We start from the raw sequence: 17,210 nt of genomic DNA, 5'->3' as shown, positions 1-17,210 counted from the left end.
GTATTAAATAAAATAATACACCCTTTCAAAAGAAAGCACAAGCTGCGAGACCAGAATAAGAACCCTATCGAAAGCGATCGCGATGCTTGATCGTCGCCGCCATTACCTGCAAGGCGAAGCCCAGGTTCCCTATCAACCTACCCCTTGCAGGCATTCTTGGCCTGAATGATGACTGCTGTTTTTCTGCGCACTGGCACTCGCGATCAGCTATTTAGGCAATAAGCTTACCTCCCGCTTTCCCAGACAATGCTGAGCGCAATTGCGTACCATTAGATTGCCCTCTTAAAGCAGCGACACAGTTGTTCCGACAAACATTACAATCATGGACGCGTTCGTCGACATGCGGCGTTTTAATGCCAACAGTGCCAGACTCCTGCAACGAATAGACGTGATGGAAGATAGCCAGATTGAGTATCGGCATCGTACCGACGAACGCTTCGAGCAAGTGTTCGGATATCCGAAAGCCCATGATGCCAAAAGGGCCCCGCAGACCATTTTCTTTAACGGCCAGATCTACGGCGCCCTTAAAATCCTGACTGAGTTGGTCGAGAAGGCGAAGAGACGAGTAGCTCTTGTTGACGGCCACGTTGACGTTCATACCCTAAACATACGAAGCCATTCTCGATAAATTAGAGTCGTAACAAGACATGCTATCCAAAGAGATGTTCGATGCCTTGAAGAAGCGACGCACGAATACGTAATCGGAATCATGGAGTCCAGCGAATACCCGCTGCCCAATGGTTTCTTATACGAGGCGATTTTTGCACCAGAAGATTTCGATGGTGAAATACCGCGCAACATTACCAGAGCGCGATACTCGCAACGAACGTCGCAGCCATTCCCGCTTGGGCGATCCAGGAGGCAAGATGAACGGAGCAACCGAATGCTCAACCGTATCGAATGAAGAACGGCAAACGCTGCCCTCGGACTCCCGCCCAAGAGCTCGGTCTAGATCCGCCCGAACTTGGAAAGAAGCTCCACCGCGGCCGTACATGCATCGCAGTCGCAGTACTTCTCGCCCCGCTCCTTGCGCTCAAGCTGTTGGGCGAGAATCTGATCGGCGGCTTCCTTGCCGAACATCTCGACGGCAGGACCTTGCGCGAAAGCGATAACCCCGTCCACGGTGTTCGGTCGCCCCTCGAGAAAGTCGATAAACTCAGCGGTGGCGGCCTCGAGCGCCTCGTCGTCTGCACCTTCGGCGACGCTCTTCCACGCAAGCGCGGCTTCCTTGGTCTCTTGCTTGCTGGCTCCAGAAACAGAGAGGACCTCAGCGCGCTCAGCTACGAATTCGAGTAGTTCTTTCTCCATTGCAACTCCCTTGCACTCGATACCGACGTGCACATCGTATCACTGACCGCCCTCGGCACCAACCGGGGATTTCCACCAAAGACTCCACCGGCACGATCACAAGCGAATCTGCGCAAGAGCGCTTCTGCTCATGCATGATGCCGCAAGCCGCGCCATTAGAGAGAGCGCGCCACGTCGTACGCCTCCCGTATTGCGTCTATGGCTCGCCGGGCGCGCTTCGCGTCACCTATCGAAACGCAATCAATACCCGCTTTTTCGCAGTATCCCTCGATGGCTCGAGCATCACGCGGCCTTGACCCGATAGCCGCCACAACGTAATCGGCGGAAACAAGCCGCTCGCCATCGATGTCTCGATACCCACAAGGCCGCCGCCAATCGCGACATCCCCCGACGACTCGCCAGCTCCGCTAAGGCAGCAAAGGGCATCCGCCTTATCCGTCTGCCCCAGACGCCGGCATGGCGGAAATGCAGAGTTTAGCCCTCTTCCTCCAAATACGCGCCGGTCTGCCTGCCCCACAGATGGGCGTACTCGCCTTCGGCCGCGATCAGCTCGGCGTGAGGGCCGTCTTCGACCACCTTGCCCCCTTCAAGCACGACGATCCGGTCAAGGCTCGCCACGGTCGAGAGACGATGCGCCACGACGATCGAAGTGCGCCCGCGCATGAGGGTCGCGAGCGCATCTTGCACGAGCTGCTCGCTTTCCGAATCGAGCGCGCTTGTGGCCTCGTCGAGCACCAGCACAGGACAGTCCGCCAGAAGCGCCCGAGCGATCGCGATGCGCTGGCGCTGACCGCCCGAAAGCTTCACGCCGCGCTCGCCCGTGACGGTCTCAAATCCCTGCGGAAGCCGCTCGATGAACTCGAGCGCGTTGGCCTGACGCGCCGCCTCGCGAATCTCGTCCATAGTGGACTCGGGCCGCCCGTAGGCGATGTTCTCGGCGATGGAGCGGTGAAACAGAAGCGCCTCCTGCGGCACGTAGGCGATCTGGCGGCGCAACGACTGCTGCGTGGTGTCGGCAACGTTCTGACCGTCCACGAGAATGCGGCCCTCCTGGATGTCGGAAAGGCGCAGCAAAAGCTTCGTGAGCGTGGTCTTCCCCGCTCCGCTCATCCCGACGAGCCCCACGCGCTGGCCGGCAGGAATGTGCAGCTCGAACTTGTCGAAGACCTGCGTGCGCGCATCTCCGTCGGTGTACCAGAAATCGATGCCCTCGAAGTCGATGGCCCCTTCGCTCACCACGAGTTCCGGCGCCCCCGGCTTGTCATCCACAAGCCGCGGCTCGTCAAGGATCACGGTCATGCCGCTCGCATCGCCGAAGGCGCGGTTGAAGCGCTGCAGGCCGTTGTTGATGAAGTTGAACTGGTTCGTCACCGTGTAGGTGTAGGTGAACATCACCACAAGCGTACCCGGCGTGATGCCGTACCAGGCGTTGCCGCCCGCGATGAACACCGCCACCACGCTCATGATGGCGATGGTGATGGCCGCCGTCACGATGCCGCGCGTAAGCGAAGCCCACATGCGCTTGGAGTCGCGCGCCACCACTTCGCGGTTCGCCTCGTCGAAAAGCCCCTTCTCGTAGTCTTCCCGTCCGTAGGTCTTCACCGCGAGGATGTTGGCCACCGAATCGGAAAGCTCGCCCGAGAGCTGGTTCTGGGCGCTCGCGGCCTGTTCGTTCAGGCGCAGGATGCGCTTGTACATGTAGTAGGACACGCCCGCGTAGATCGCGAGCAGCACCATGAGAATGGCCACGTATACCGGAACCCGCGGCGCGAGGATGGCGCATGTGAACACAACCGAGCAGATGACCGGCAGAAAAGGAAACGTCACGGTCTCCAAGAGCATCTGGTAGGAGCTCATGAATTTGGTGGTCTGGCTTACGAGCGTACCGCCGAAGCGGTTGGAATGAAACGACATGGATTGGTTGCACAGCGCATCGAACGACATGGTTGCCAAATCGTAGGAGGCTGCGATCTCGAGCCGGTACATGGTGTAATCCTGCAGCTTGCTCGCCGCCTGGCCGGCTACGTTGATGCCGATGAGCGCGGCAATGTAAGGGCCGAACACCGAGAACACCTCGTCGGCCCCAACCGGGCCCGCACTCACGCGATCAACCACCAGGCTCATCACGTAGGGATTGCCGTAGGAAAGCAACGCCACGAACAGAAACGTCGACGCCATGAGCGCGGCGAACAGCCCCCAATGCCTGCGAGTGACCAACCAGAAATAATGAAGCGTGCGGCGCGTCGTAGACGGTGCGCTTTTCCGTGACATGCTGAGTTCCTTCCACTTTCTTCGTTCAGCATGATTATGCCACAAGCACACTGCCAAGCCTGCGGCGAACGTCGGCTAGGCTTCTTTACGCGCCAGTGTAGGCATCTTCCTTTCCGTTGGCAAAGCTCTGAGCGGAAAGGCCCGCCCAAGCACGGCGTTGCCTCAATCGCCCCCATACTGCTTTCGGCGCCCGTCACGTATAATGACGTGTCGGCCGACGCGCTCGGCCGCACGAGAGTCCATCGAGAATCAACATCGAAGAAGCCGAAAGCGGGAAAGAAGCAGTGCCGAACATCCAAAGCCTCATCGCGCAAGAGCTCAACCTGAGCGTTGCGCAAGTCAAGGCCGTCATCGATCTGGTCGACGACGGCAACACGATACCTTTCATAGCGCGATACCGCAAGGAGGCGACGGGCGGTATCGACGACGCGACGCTCCGCGATTTCGACGAGCGCCTAACCTACCTCAGAAACCTTGAAGCTCGCAAAGTCGAGGTTCTAAGCTCGATCGAAGAGCAGGGGAAGCTCACGCCCGAGCTCCGTTCGAAAATCGAGGCGACCACAGTATTGCAGCGAGTGGAAGACCTGTACAAGCCCTACAAGAAGAAGCGCGCGACCCGTGCCTCGAAAGCCCGCGATGCGGGACTCGAACCACTCGCCGCGCTCATTCTCGCGCAGGATCCGCAGCGCTGCGACCCCTTGGCGATAGCGGCGCAATACGTGAACGCCGATGGCGGGTACGGCTCACCCGAAGCCGCCCTGCAAGGAGCTCAGGACATCGTCGCTGAAACCATCGCAGACGATGCCGAACACACCGCATCGCTGCGCGACCTCACAAAAAAACAGGGTGCCATCGCCGTCGAGGGCATCAACGAAGACGAGAAAACCGTCTACGACGCATACTACGGTTTTTCCGAACCGATCACGAAGATCCCCAACCATCGAATCCTTGCCATCGATCGCGGAGAGAAAGAGCGAAAGCTCAAGGTGAAGGTGCAGGCGGATGCAAGCGCTGCCATCGCACGGCTCGAACAGCGCATGGTCAAGCAGAACGGCTCGCCTTTCACCCAAGCCCTGAAGGAGGCTATTGCGGACGGTTACAAGCGACTGATCGCCCCCTCGCTCGAACGCGAGATTCGCTCCGAGCTCACCGATCGCGCCCAAACCGATGCCATTCGGGTGTTCGCCAAGAACACGGAAGCGCTTCTGCAGCAGCGCCCCGTCCGTGGAGCGCGGGTCATCGCGCTCGATCCGGGATACAGGACGGGATGCAAACTCGCCGTCTTGGACGAGTACGGGAAACTTTTAGACTACACGACCGTCTACCCCACGCCCCCTCGTTCGGAAATCAAGGAGACGCAACGCAAGCTTGCGCATTACGTGCAGAAGCATCGGGTCAACGTCATCGTCATCGGAAACGGAACGGGCAGTCGCGAAACCGAAGAAGTCGTAGCCGATTTCATCGCGCAATCGAACGAGCCCATCCAATACACCATCGTCAACGAAGCGGGCGCCTCCGTTTATTCGGCGTCAAAATTGGCAAGCGAAGAGTACCCTGACCTCGACGTAACCACCCGCGGGGCCATGAGCCTCGGCCGTCGACTGCAAGACCCGCTTGCGGAGCTCGTGAAAATCCCGCCTCAGTCAATCGGCGTCGGACAATATCAGCACGACCTCAACCAAGCTGCGCTCGAGCGCGCCTTGACGGGCGTCGTCGAAAACGTCGTCAACCGCGTAGGCGTCGATCTCAACACGGCAAGCGTGAGCCTGCTCGGCTACGTTTCCGGCATCAACGCCGCCGTAGCGAAGAACATCGTCGCCTATCGCGAAGAGCACGGAGCGTTTTCCGATCGCAGAGAACTCAAGAAGGTTCCCAAGCTGGGTGCCAAAGCCTTCCAGAACTGCGCGGGATTCCTGCGCATCGAAGGCGGCAAGAATCCCCTTGATGCGACGAGCGTCCACCCCGAAAGCTATCCTGTCGCACGCGAGGTTCTCAAACGGGGCAACCTGAAACCCGAAGCGCTGACCCGCGGGGGCATACCCGATATCGCAGAGCGCGTCGGCGATGCATCCGCGCTGGCGACAGAGCTCGGCGTGGGGCTGCCGACCCTCCAAGACATCATCGCCGAGCTGGAAAAACCAGGGCGCGACCCTCGCGACGACGCCCCCGCGATCGTATTCAGCAGAAGCGTTCGCGAGTTCGACGACCTCTCCGTGGGCATGGAGCTTATGGGCACCGTGCGCAACGTCGTCGATTTCGGCGCGTTCGTGGATATCGGCGTGAAACAAGATGGGCTCGTCCACATCTCCAAAATGGCGGATCGCTTCGTCAGGCACCCGAGCGAAGCGGCATCGGTGGGAGACACCGTCACCGTCTGGGTGACCGGCATAGACAAGGAGCGGGGAAAAATCTCGCTCACCATGGTGAAAGAAAAGATGTAGCGCCATGGAACAAGAATACCAGGGGCTTTTCCCTTTTAAAGAAAGACTGCCCTCGCGGATTTTACATACCCTGATATAGAATGCAGGTTACACATCATAGGTGCAGGAGGACTGCCATGGAAAACGCAAAGTCATTCGAGTCGGTAGGCCGGGGAAACGTTCTCGTCATCGGAAACTCAGGAGTCGGAAAGTCGACCTTGATCAATGCGGTGCTTGGAGAAGACGTAGCGGTAACGGGCTGGGGCACATCGGGAACAACGGATAAGCTCGATATATACGAAAGCGAGTCGATTCCGTTCAGGATCATCGATTCCGTAGGCTTCGAACCCTCGTTCGTGAAGGAACGCAAAGCCATCAACGCTGTTAAGAAATGGTCCAGGAACAGCGCCAAAGAAGGATGTGAAGACAACAAGATCAACGTGATCTGGTTCTGCGTCGAAGGGACAACGAGCAAGCTGTTCCCAAAAGCGATCAAAGACCTTTCGAGGGCTACGGCAATGTGGGAAAGCATCCCCGTCATCGTCGTTATCACCAAGTCGTACTCGGCACCCGAGCGAAGTCGCAATATCGAGATGGTGAACAACGCCTTCGCCAATCAGAAGAGATACGCAAAGAACCTGCGCAAAGTAATTCCGGTTGTCGCCGCAACATACAGGCTGAACGACACGGCGTTTGCCGCTCCCGAAGGGATCACCGAACTGATTGACGCAACGAACGAAGTGATGCCCGAAGGTCTAAAGGCCGGAGAGAAGGATCTGTTTGCGTTCAAGCTCAAAAGGAAGAGGGCTCTCGCACAGAGCATCGTGGGGGCGTCCACGACGGCGGCCGTAGCGGTAGGAGCCGCCCCAATCCCATTCGCAGACGCAGCGATTCTCGCACCCATTGAAATTCTTGAAATCAACTCGCTTGCCCAACTGTACGGCATAAAGAAAGACGAGGACTCCAAGCGGTTCCTTAGCTCGATCGTTGAAGTCGGAACCGCAAGCATAGCTGCAAAAACAGCCATCAGCGCCCTGAAAGCAATACCAGGAATCAACATTGCCGCAAGCGTGCTCAATGCGGTCATTGCGGGAAGCATCGTTGCCGCTATCGGAGAAGGCTCGATATATGCATTCGAAAAGGTATACACCGGCGAGAAGAGCATCGCAGACATTGACTGGCTGAAAAACGTTATCGAGTCGAGCCTTTCAAGCCAATTCGTAGACAAAGTGGCGCAGGTCGTCAAGGAGGTATCCGAAAACGGCGTAGCAAAGGATACCAGTAAGCTCATTGCGGATCTGCTTGCCGCAGCGTTCGGCGCTTCAGGCAAAAGCGGAGCGGCAAACCAATAGTCTAACGCATCCGAAAAACGCGCCCGAAACTGCACCAGCAGCTTCGGGCGCGACGCATCGCAACGGATCGGTCAGGCGCCAGCAGCGCAAAACCGCCCGATTACGCCGTCGGAGGCGTGCCCTCGGCATTTCCGAAGATCGCATCGATTTGCACGAGAGCCCCCATCGGCAAATTCCCGACCCCGATCACCCTTCGCGCAGGCTTTCCCTCGGGAAAGAACGCAGCGTAAGCTTCGTTTGCGGCATCGAGGTCTTCGATGTTCCTAAGGCAAATGTTCACCTTGACCGCATCCCCCATCGCATGACCGACGCTCTCGATGATCGCCTTGATGTTCTTCAAGCACTGAGCGGTCTGTTCGGCAACGCCTCCGGAAACCAGCGTACCGGTTTCTGGATCGATCGGCAGCTGGGCCGAGATGTTGTTGTAGTGGGAGAAGGCGACCGTCTGGGTCGACAGCGCATCGATCGGCGCATTCGCCGTGTTGGCGGCCTCCACGATAAGCCCGTGCCTGTCTTCGACAGCCTGAGGCGGCGTGCCGTCGCCATGCGAAACGACGGCTTCGATCTGCACCAGGGCATGCAAAGGCAACGCCGATGCCTCGATAACCGTTCGCGCGGGGACATACCCCACGGCACGGGCGATGCCGGAATCGGGAAAGAACCTCGCATACGCCTCGTCAACCGCCTCGATGTCCGAAAGGCTTTTGAGAAAAACGGTCGTCTTCACGATATCGTCGAAAGGCACATCGATGCTTTCGAGGATCGCCTTGATATTTTTCAAGCACTGCGCAGCTTGCTCCCTCGCGCCGCCAACCACGATCTGACCGGACTTCGGATCAACGGGAAGCTGCGCCGAGATGTTGTTGTAGTGGGAGAAGGCGACCGTCTGGGTCGACAGCGCATCGATCGGCGCATTCGCCGTGTTGTTCGTCAGCTTGACCAGATCCCCCGCCTGAGGAGCGTTCGGGATCGTGCCCTCCCCATTCGAAAGAAGCGCCTCGACGAACACCGAAGCGTCCATCGGCAAAGCGGCAACGGCCACCGTCGTGCGGGCGGGAAGATACGTCGGGAAATACGATCGGTACACGCCGTCGATTGCGTCAACGTCTTCAATGTTCGTGACGAACACCGTAATCCTGATAACGTCGTTCATGCTGTGGCCAATGCTTTCCGCAATGGCCCTGATGTTCCTAAAACACTGCTCCGCTTGCTTTTCGACGCCGCCCGACACCAGCTCTCCTGTCTTCGGGTCAATCGGAAGCTGGGCTGAAAAATTATTGTAGTGGGAAAAAGCAACCGTTTGCGAATAGTAGGGGCTTCGGGGTGCCTGATCCGTGTTTCTTGCCAATACCACGTTATCGCCGCTCATGATAGTGCCCTCCTTTAGGATGTTTCGCCTGTCTGCCTGCGAACCGAGCCTTACAGGCCCATCTCCCGACGAAGGGGCGTACCGTTCGGCCGCCGACCCTCGGTCTTTCGGGAAGGCTGCATTATACAGTTTTGTGCAGGTGCACAATTCGTGTTTCGCCATATTTTCGATATGCCGGAACACGCCTCCCAGCCGCTTGCCGTCAAAAAATGGAAGCTCCCGCACAGGCCATGCAGAAATCTCGTCACCCGCCATGGTTTCATGCAGGTTTACCGCACCTACCGCTCACCGAATAGATTTCGAAGCACCGGCCGTCTCCATCGTCTAACCAAAACTTCTTCTACCCGAAAACAGCCATCTGCCCGTAACGGTTGCGAGCGCGATCTTCCTCCCCGTTACGCGGTACAATAACGGGCAGCATCCGTTCGCAACCCGTGAGGCAAAAATGACCAACCTAGACGCAAGCGCACCCGTCCCCCACTCGTCCAGTCAGGTGCCCGACCGTATCGAGGTACGCGGCGCACGGGTGCACAACCTGAAAAACATCGATGTCGACGTTCCCCTCAATCAGCTTGTCGGCATTGCCGGAGTATCGGGGTCGGGCAAATCGTCGCTCGCCCTCGGCGTTCTCTATGCAGAAGGCTCGCGCCGCTATCTTGAGGCGCTTTCCACCTACACGCGCAGACGCATAGCGCAAGCAGGTCGCGCCGACGTCGACGAAGTCCTCCACGTACCTGCCGCGCTTGCCCTGCACCAACGCCCGAGCATCGCTGGGGTGCGCAGCACATTCGGCACATCAACGGAGCTGCTGAACAGTCTCCGACTCCTGTTCTCGCGTGTCGGCAGCCATGTATGCCCCAACGGGCATCGGGTGCCCCCAACGCTTGCCGTCGCAGCCGAGCAACCTATAACATGCCCTGAATGCGGCGTCGAGTTTTTCGGCCCGGGAGCCGAGTCGCTGGCATTCAACAGCGATGGAGCCTGCCCCGAATGCGAGGGCACCGGCATTGTGCGCACGGTCGATAAAGCGTCGCTCGTGCCCGACGAGTCGCTCTCCATCGACGAGGGGGCGGTGTTGCCCTGGAACACTTTGATGTGGGATCTCATGAAGCAGGTTGCCGGGGAAATGGGCGTGCGCACCGACGTTCCGTTCAATCAACTTACCTCCGAAGAGCGCGACATCGTTTTCAACGGACCCGCCGAAAAGAAGCACATTCTGTACAAGGCGAAGAAAACCGATACCTTCGCCGAACTTGACTTCACGTACTACAACGCCGTAAAAACCGTCGAGAATGCGCTCTCGAAAGTGAAGGATGAAAAGGGCCTCAAACGGGTATCGCGGTTCCTTAAGGAAGGCCCCTGCCCCACCTGCAAGGGAACGCGTCTCTCCCAGCATGCCCTCGAACCGCACGTAGCGGGCATCGATCTGGCGCAGGCCACCGAAAAAACCCTGGGCGATCTGACGCAGTGGGTCTCCAGCGTACCCGAAACCCTGCCCGAAGAAATGAGACCGCTGGCGCAAAGCATCTGCGAATCCTTCTCCCATACAGCCCGGAGGCTCACCGATCTGGGGCTCGATTACCTCTCCCTCGACCGCGCAAGCTCCACGCTGTCGACAGGAGAACGCCAGCGCGTCCAGCTGGCCCGCGCCGTCCGAAATCGCACGACCGGCGTGCTCTACGTTCTCGACGAGCCGTCCATCGGTCTTCACCCCTCGAACATAGACGGGCTCCTCGCAGTCATGCGCGATCTGCTAGAGGACGGAAACACAATCGTCATGGTCGATCACGATACCCATATCCTAGCGCAAGCCGATCATCTGATCGAAATAGGGCCCTCGGCGGGCAGCGATGGAGGCCGCGTGATCGCCCAAGGCTCCCTGAGCGATATCGAGCAGAATCCCGCCTCGCGCATCGGCGGATTCCTCTCGGGCGCGGAGTCGGTACGCGTGCGCGAGCGGGCGCGTTCGCACAGCGTGTTCGACATCGGCGGCATCCATCTTGAAACCGAAGCGCTGCACACCGTAGGGCCCCTCGAGGTCGACTTTCCCCGGGGACGCCTTACCGTCGTAACGGGAGTATCGGGGTCGGGCAAAACAACCCTCGTGCTGGAAAGCCTCGTTCCCGCGCTCGTATCAATAGCGTCGCCTGCGAACACGCCCTCTCATATAAAGCGCATCGACGCCGACGGGATCACGCGCGCAAACCTCATCGACGCTACGCCGATCGGAATCAACGTGCGATCGACCGTTGCAACCTATTCGGGGGCGCACGATGAACTCAGGCGCGCTTTCGCCCGCACCGAAGAAGCTCGGGCGATGGGACTCAAAGCGGGCGATTTCTCCTACAACACCGGATCGCTGCGCTGCCCCGTGTGCGATGGCACGGGCTCCATCGGCTTGGATGTGCAGTTTTTGCCGGATGTGGACATCACCTGTCCCGCATGCGGCGGATCCCGCTACGGCGAAGAGGCCGCGCGCATTCACCGGCCGGAAAAAGACGGCGCAGCCAGAGGGCTTTCGCTTCCGCAGCTTATGAGCATGAGCGTTGACGAAGCGCGCGTACATACCGCCGACCTGAAGAGGGCGAACGGAAAGCTGCAAACCCTGTGCGATCTCGGTTTGGGCTACCTCGCGCTCGGGGAGGCAACTCCCTTGCTCTCGGGCGGCGAAGCGCAACGGCTCAAGCTCGCAAGCGAAATGGGGCGCATGCAAGGCGATGCGGTGTTCGTTTTCGACGAACCGACCATCGGCCTTCATCCCCTCGATGTTCGCGTTTTGCTCGAAGTCTTCCAAAGCCTCGTTGAGCGCGGCGCAACGGTTATAGTGATCGAACACGATCTCGACGTCATCGCAAACGCCGATTACGTCATCGACATGGGACCGGGCGGCGGCGAAGCAGGCGGTCGCATCGTCGCCGCCGGCACACCCGAAGAAATAGCCGCCAACCCGGCAAGCGTTACGGGGCGATACCTATCGTTGCACGGCTGACCCCGCGGGACGCATCGCGGGGCCCTCGTGCGCCTTACGCCCTCAGGCGCTCGGCAATAGCGAGGATGAACCCATGCGTGCTAAGCGCAGTCGGGTTCTCCAAAGATGTGATGCGAGCCAAATCACCCGTCATCTCCCCTGCCTCGATCGTATCGAGCGTGGCTTTCTCCAGGCGATCGGCAAAAGCAACCAGATCGGAAAGCCCGTCGAGTTCGCCGCGCTTGCGCAGGGCGCCCGTCCACGCAAAGATGGTTGCAACGGAATTCGTCGAGGTCTCCTCGCCTTTCAGATGCTTGTAGTAATGGCGCTGCACCGTACCGTGGGCCGCTTCGTATTCGTAAACGCCTTGGGGAGAAACCAGCACGGAAGTCATCATCGCAAGCGAGCCGAATGCGGAAGACACCATATCGCTCATCACGTCGCCATCGTAGTTCTTGCACGCCCAGATGAAGCCGCCGTCTGCTTTCATGACGCGTGCAACGGCATCGTCGATGAGCGTGTAGAAATATTCGATGCCCTCCGCCTCGAACCGCTCGGCGTACTCGGCATCGTAGATTTCCTGGAACAGATCCTTGAAGCGATGGTCATACTTCTTCGAAATCGTATCCTTCGTGGCAAACCAGACATCTTGCTTGGTATCGAGCGCATACTCGAAGCAGCTCCGCGCAAAGCTCCCGATCGACGAATCGAGGTTGTGCATGCCCTGGGCGATGCCGGGGCCGTCGAATTCGTGCACGAGCTCGCGCGTCTCGGTGCCGTCGGCCGCGGTGTAGACCAGCTCCACCGTACCGGGACCGGGAACGACCATCTCGGCGTTCTTGTACACGTCACCGTATGCATGACGGGCTATCGTGATGGGACGCGTCCAGTTGCGCACGCACGGCTCGATGCCCTTGACCACGATGGGCGTGCGAAACACGGTGCCATCGAGCATGGCGCGGATGGTGCCGTTGGGGCTCTTCCACATTTTCTTGAGGTCGTATTCATCCATGCGTGCAGCGTTCGGTGTAATGGTGGCGCACTTCACGGCAACTCCCAGACGCTTTGTCGCCTCAGCCGAATCAACCGTCACCTGGTCGTCGGTGGCATTGCGATGCTCGAGGCCCAGATCGTAGTATTCGGTCTTCAGATCAACATGGGGAGAAATGAGCTCGTCTTTGATCATCTGCCAGATGATGCGCGTCATCTCGTCGCCGTCCATCTCGACAAGCGGCGTGGTCATTTCGATTTTTGCCATGGTAAGCCCTTCCGTATTCGCATAGGCGCCGCATCTGCAGCACGCGGCGCTCTGACATGCATGTTTCACGTATACGGCAATGATACCGCAGCATCGCAGAGTTTGGTTTGATGCAACCCGAATCAGCCCAAATCCGACGCAACCGCCTTATCTCGTACCCGTGGCAAGCGCCATGTAGCCGTCCTCGAGCGTCGGCTCAACGGGCACTGCGCCCTCGGGCGCGCCATCGGATACGATGCGATAGCACGTCCCCTGCGGCGAAGCCGCAGCGTTCACGATGACCGCATCTGCGGGCGGCACCGCAAGCGGAGGCGTCAGCCAGGTGCGGCCTCGGGCTTCTTCGATGAGTCCCGCAGTCGCACCTTCGAAGCGAAGCCGCCCGGCGCGCAACACGCACACGTACGGACAGGTTTGAGCCACATCGTCGAGAATATGGGTGGATAGAATCACCGTGCGATCACTGCCAAGCGTGGCGATGAGCGTCCTGAAGCGCATGCGCTCTTCGGGATCGAGGCCCGCCGTCGGTTCATCGACGATCAGCAGTCGGGGATCGCCCATGAGCGCCTGGGCGATCCCCACGCGGCGCTTCATTCCCCCCGAGAAACCGCCGATCCTCCGCCGTCGCACATCTCCCAAACCCACGCGCTCGATAAGCTCGTCGGCCTGACGGCGGCGGACTCGCCCGTCATCCATCCCCTTGAGAATGCCAACGTAATCGAGAAACTCTAGAGGCGTGAGGTTCGGGTAGGGCTCGATGTCTTGAGGCAGGTACCCGAGGGTCTTTTTGAGAGCCCGCCGCGTGCGGGATTCGGCCATATCGCACCCATCCACCAAAACGCGCCCGCGCGTCGGACTCACGACGCCGCAAAGAATGCGCATGAGCGTCGTCTTGCCGGCGCCGTTGGGACCGATGAGTCCGATCATGCCCGAAGGAAGATCGAGCGTCAGGTCCTCAAGGGCGCCCGGCTTCTTCCGAAAATCTTTTCCGAGGTGATCCACCGTAATGAACATGCTGATCCTTCCGATTCGATTCCATGCAGTAAAAGCGCTATCCGCGTCGATACGCCCGGCTTCGCGATAGAGCGCCCGCAAGCAAAAGGAGCGCTATCGCAATCGCCAGCTTCGCCGCCAACGCAACGACCGCCTCGATCGGCGCGCTTGCCGCAACGTTGGCCGATGCTTGGTCCATCAGGGGGCTGCAGCCGAAAAACGCCTGGCACACGGCATCGGAAGCCAGATGGATCTTGAACCCTCCCCCAGGCTCGGGCGTCGGAACAAACGTAGTAAGCCCTATCGCCACGCACCAGGCGGCGACCGCCGCTATGCGCGCGATCGCCCTCGGCAAAACCGTGCCCGCAAGCGAAGAGAGGGACATCGCCAGCAAGGCTCCGGGCGCCGTGACGAAGGCAAACAAGGACACCGCCTGCAGCACCGCCCACTGATTGCCGTGAGCCGTCTGAGCAAACCCGCAGAACAGCAGCACGAGGGCAGAAGGAAGGGCAACCACGAGCAGCGAACCGATAACCCGTGCAACCGCGAGCATAGCGGGAGACGTCGGCGAAGACGCCTCGACCTCCGCAATGCCGAGGCGCGCGGGCGCTGAAACCAGATCGGTGAACGCGGCTGCGTACGCAATGGGCGGCAGCAAGGCAAGAAGCTGCGCCAGAAACGCAAGATCGGCAACATCGTCCGTCTCGAAGGCGAGCCCCGTATTCACATTGAGCGTCGCCGCGAGAACCGTCAAAAGGATCGACACAACCCAGAGCGCGCGCTGGCGCCCCGCAATGCGCGCGTGAATCAGCGCAAGGCCGAGAAAGCTCATTGCGCATCCCTCGCTTTCAGCAACGCCCGCTCCACGTTGCCCAAAGATCGCCACGCGAACGAGCACGCAGCACAGGCGGCAAGCAGAGGGATGCCGCGCTGCGAAGCGAGCGACACCATGTTCGGATCCCAGATGAGCGCGAGAAACAACCAGGCGGCGGCAACGGCGAGGCTCGCCGTTGCCGCTGCTCCGGAAAGCGATACCGCCGAATACGCGAGAAAGGCCATAACCGCCGCGCCGCCAGCGGGGAAAAGAAAGCTTGCCCAGCCGGTATCGCGAGGATAGATGCCGAGCAGATGAAGCGGGGCGAACATCGCAATGGCCCCGAGAAATCCTCCGATCAGCACAACGACAAGGCGTACCGTCTGAACCGAGCGAAAGCCAACCGGCGTCGATCCCTGCACCTCGACAAGAGAGTCCCCCGCAAGAACCGACACCGCGCACATGCCGACCGCAACCGGATACAGCTCAGTAAACGCCATCATAGCCAACAGGGCGGGCGTCCTCCCCGCACCGTACAGCCACGCAGCTCCGATCCCGGCCAGGATCGCACCGGCGGCTACGGGAACAAGCACCGCCACCGCGCCGAAGCGGCGTATCTGCGTGCCGAAAAGCGCCAATGACAGCCGAAAAGACAAGCAACCCGCCGACGCGGCAATCGAGTCCATACCATCCTCCTGAAATATCAAAACCAATTCCGATCTTCTCTGCGGTTAGTAGCGCGCTCTCAACGATCGGTTCACGAAAGCTGCAATCGAGCGAGCTGCGCCCGCCGAGCCGAACAGACGACCGCGGCAAGAACGGCCACGCCGATCGCAGCGATGCCTCCGGGGCCAAGCGCTCCTTGCATGGAGCCGATCAGAGCCACGACACCAGCCGCGTCGGCGCCGTGGGCAACCGGCGCAAACGCCGGAACAAGAGCCGCAGCCACGATCGCCCCGGCCCAAGAAGCTCCCGTCCATACGGTAACGAACGAAGCGATACCCGCAACGGCGGCGAGGGGTGCAAGCCACGACACGACGACGCCCCCGAAATCGACAGACGCCCCCCAGAACGCAAACGCCGCCGACGCCGCGATTCCCGCAACGGCATCGACGAAAAGCACGGCTGCCAAGCGGGCGAGCATAACGGCTTGCGGCCCCAACGGCGTAGCCAGCAAAAGGACATCGGCCCGATCGGCGGAGAGGGCAAGCGTCACGGTTATCGCAACCCCGAACAACAGCAGCGCGGAAAACAGCCATGACGGATCTACGGCATCCGGCAAAAGAGGCGCGAAGCAAGCAAGCCAGACGGCGACGCAGGCCACGGCGACGGCCGAGGGGATAACAACGCGCGGAATAACCCCGAGCTGGGATACGGCGAGAGAGCCTGCGATTCGCAGGCTTTTGCCGGCGGGCCAACGCGGCGCGTTCAGCGCAGAGGGCTGCGCGTCGATGCGGGCCGCAACGCTTGAGAAGGCAGGCAGACCGGATGCGCACTCGATTTCCTGCTGCAAGAGCGCCGCGCGCAACGATGATCGATCGGAAGGAAATTCACCCACCGACGGCCCGGTCTCGCCCGCGCCCAACCGAGCCTCGCCGAAACCGGCATCCGGAATCAACGGGAAACGCCTTTCGTCATCGTCTTTTTTCATGGCCACCTCCAAGGATCTCTTTCAGTAAACGGCGCGCACGGGATATGCGCGATTTCACCGTACCCGTCGGCACTTCGGTCACCGCGGCGATTTCCGAATAGGGAAGCTCATGCAGCCAGGCAAGCCGCGCCGTTTCGGAAAGCTCTGCCGGCAGAGCATCGAGGGCGGCAAGCATTTCCGCCACGCTCGTCTCGCCCGCAATGCGGTCGAGGGCGTCTTCCTCGTCGCCGGGAATCTCGCAAACCGAATCGTCAAGCGGAACCTCGACCAAGCGCTTGCGGCGCGTATGCGCGTAAACCTGACGCTTCGCGATGCCGAGAAGCCAGGTGAGGACCCTGCTGTCTCCGCGAAACGACCGAGCCGAACGCCAACAGCCAAGCCATGCATCGGCGGCAACCTCTTCCGCAATCTCCCGGTTCGGCGCGCGAGAAAGCGAGAACGCGAACACAGCGGGGGCATAGGCTCGATACAGCTCTTCAAGTGCCGTCTCGTCACCACGTGAAACGCGCGCAAGAGCCGCCCGCATCCGATCTTCCTCTGTATCGATTTCGCTCACGTTCACCATCTTCGACATCGCTTCGCAATCCGCCACGTACATACCTTAGTAGCATCCGCCCGGCGCATGGTTCGCGATTTTTCGATTTTTCTTTTGCGCCAAAATCCAAAGCCAACGAGCCCCTGCCGCCAAAAACCCGCCGGACTGCGTCCTTGATTCGAAATCTCCGCCACAAAACAGCTACAGAAAGCCTTTGAGAACGCTAATCCTGTACAATGCACACCATACTTTTTTCAGCCAAACGCAAAGCATA

13 protein-coding genes are annotated in these 17,210 nt (G+C 59.8%); 3 read left to right on the top strand and 10 right to left on the bottom strand.

Annotation, left to right across the window (positions count from 1 at the left end):
• Nucleotides 1-211 precede the first annotated feature (211 nt).
• From C1719_RS15525 to C1719_RS04170, 3 genes are all read right to left on the bottom strand, one after another.
• Nucleotides 212-598 (bottom strand): hypothetical protein, encoded by a 387-nt coding sequence (locus tag C1719_RS15525; protein WP_146007836.1) that lies wholly within the window; start codon nucleotides 596-598, stop codon nucleotides 212-214.
• 350 nt (nucleotides 599-948) lie between these two features.
• Nucleotides 949-1,308: a 3-hydroxyisobutyrate dehydrogenase gene (locus C1719_RS04175; protein ID WP_102374028.1), complete on the bottom strand. Its 360-nt coding sequence runs from the start codon at nucleotides 1,306-1,308 to the stop codon at nucleotides 949-951.
• A 474-nt stretch (nucleotides 1,309-1,782) separates the two neighbouring features.
• On the bottom strand, nucleotides 1,783-3,579 hold the full coding sequence (locus C1719_RS04170) for an ABC transporter ATP-binding protein (protein ID WP_102374027.1): 1,797 nt from the start codon (nucleotides 3,577-3,579) through the stop codon (nucleotides 1,783-1,785).
• Between the two features lie 284 nt (nucleotides 3,580-3,863).
• Between C1719_RS04170 and C1719_RS04165 the strand changes: the two genes are divergently transcribed.
• Both C1719_RS04165 and C1719_RS04160 read left to right on the top strand, forming a co-directional pair.
• Nucleotides 3,864-6,020: a Tex family protein gene (locus C1719_RS04165; RefSeq protein WP_102374026.1), complete on the top strand. Its 2,157-nt coding sequence runs from the start codon at nucleotides 3,864-3,866 to the stop codon at nucleotides 6,018-6,020.
• Between the two features lie 116 nt (nucleotides 6,021-6,136).
• A complete protein-coding gene (locus C1719_RS04160) occupies nucleotides 6,137-7,351 on the top strand; it encodes a YcjF family protein (protein WP_219717796.1) in 1,215 nt (404 codons plus the stop codon).
• Between the two features lie 100 nt (nucleotides 7,352-7,451).
• On the opposite strand, the gene C1719_RS04155 is transcribed toward C1719_RS04160, so the two are convergent.
• A complete protein-coding gene (locus tag C1719_RS04155) occupies nucleotides 7,452-8,720 on the bottom strand; it encodes a RidA family protein (RefSeq protein ID WP_102374024.1) in 1,269 nt (422 codons plus the stop codon).
• A 445-nt stretch (nucleotides 8,721-9,165) separates the two neighbouring features.
• On the opposite strand from C1719_RS04155, the gene C1719_RS04150 reads away from it, so the two are divergent.
• Entirely contained in the window at nucleotides 9,166-11,709 is a 2,544-nt protein-coding gene (locus C1719_RS04150) for an excinuclease ABC subunit UvrA (protein ID WP_102374023.1), read from the top strand.
• Between the two features lie 34 nt (nucleotides 11,710-11,743).
• Here the strand turns inward: C1719_RS04150 and C1719_RS04145 are convergent, their stop codons facing one another.
• From C1719_RS04145 to C1719_RS04120, 6 genes are all read right to left on the bottom strand, one after another.
• A complete protein-coding gene (locus C1719_RS04145) occupies nucleotides 11,744-12,946 on the bottom strand; it encodes an NADP-dependent isocitrate dehydrogenase (protein ID WP_102374022.1) in 1,203 nt (400 codons plus the stop codon).
• A 147-nt stretch (nucleotides 12,947-13,093) separates the two neighbouring features.
• On the bottom strand, nucleotides 13,094-13,957 hold the full coding sequence (locus C1719_RS04140) for an ABC transporter ATP-binding protein (RefSeq protein ID WP_102374021.1): 864 nt from the start codon (nucleotides 13,955-13,957) through the stop codon (nucleotides 13,094-13,096).
• A gap of 37 nt (nucleotides 13,958-13,994) precedes the next feature.
• Nucleotides 13,995-14,768, bottom strand: coding sequence for a hypothetical protein (locus C1719_RS04135; protein ID WP_102374020.1), 774 nt, complete (start codon nucleotides 14,766-14,768; stop codon nucleotides 13,995-13,997).
• A complete protein-coding gene (locus tag C1719_RS04130; RefSeq protein WP_102374019.1) occupies nucleotides 14,765-15,436 on the bottom strand; it encodes a hypothetical protein in 672 nt (223 codons plus the stop codon). The genes C1719_RS04135 and C1719_RS04130 overlap by 4 nt, the downstream gene beginning before the upstream one ends.
• 71 nt (nucleotides 15,437-15,507) lie before the next feature.
• Entirely contained in the window at nucleotides 15,508-16,401 is an 894-nt protein-coding gene (locus tag C1719_RS04125; RefSeq protein WP_245874347.1) for a hypothetical protein, read from the bottom strand.
• Nucleotides 16,385-16,993, bottom strand: a complete 609-nt coding sequence (locus tag C1719_RS04120; protein WP_245874346.1) for an RNA polymerase sigma factor — start codon at nucleotides 16,991-16,993, stop codon at nucleotides 16,385-16,387. Before C1719_RS04120 ends, C1719_RS04125 begins: the two co-directional genes overlap by 17 nt.
• Between the last annotated feature and the right edge of the window lie 217 nt (nucleotides 16,994-17,210).

The sequence above is a fragment of the Raoultibacter massiliensis genome, from assembly GCF_900199545.1.
In the GTDB taxonomy this organism is placed as follows: domain Bacteria; phylum Actinomycetota; class Coriobacteriia; order Coriobacteriales; family Eggerthellaceae; genus Raoultibacter; species Raoultibacter massiliensis.
The sequence above is the reverse complement of the archived record's forward strand: the minus strand, read 5'-3'. Positions and strand labels throughout refer to the sequence as shown.